This is a genomic window from Rhodovulum viride (genome assembly GCF_003265965.1).
Classification (GTDB): Bacteria; Pseudomonadota; Alphaproteobacteria; order Rhodobacterales; family Rhodobacteraceae; genus Rhodovulum; species Rhodovulum kholense.
The window spans coordinates 1-407 of sequence record NZ_MUAV01000195.1 but is presented as its reverse complement, the minus strand read 5'-3'; the positions used below and the strand labels follow the sequence as shown (position 1 = coordinate 407).

1 pseudogene is annotated in these 407 nt (G+C 62.2%); it reads left to right on the top strand.

What is annotated here, in order from left to right:
• Positions 1–66: 66 nt before the first annotated feature.
• Positions 67–407, top strand: a pseudogene (locus tag BYZ73_RS23965) (IS3 family transposase); the annotation flags it as partial.

Genomic DNA, 407 nt, shown 5'->3' with positions numbered 1-407 from the left:
GGATCGGCTGGACATGGCCGCCATCAGGACGGCCTTCGATGACAGCCGGGGCCGGCATGAGGGCGCAAGATCTGGCATCAGCTGCGCCGCAACCGTCATGGCATCGCCCGTTCCACGGTGGAGAGGCTGATGAAGGCTATGGGATTACAAGGTGTTGTCCGCGGTAAGACGGTGGTCGCGACCAACCCGGATACGGCACGGCCATGCCCGGATGACAAGGTGAACCGGATCTTCGTCGCCGATATGCCGAACTAGCTCTGGGTCAGCGATTTCACCCATGTCTCTAGTTGGCAGGGCATGGTCTCGTTCGGGCCATGCCCTTGAACCGGTAGCGGGCAGGCCCTCACCTTTTGTCATCGACGTCTTCGCCCGCAAGATCGTCGGCTGGCGCGTCTCGACCTCGATGA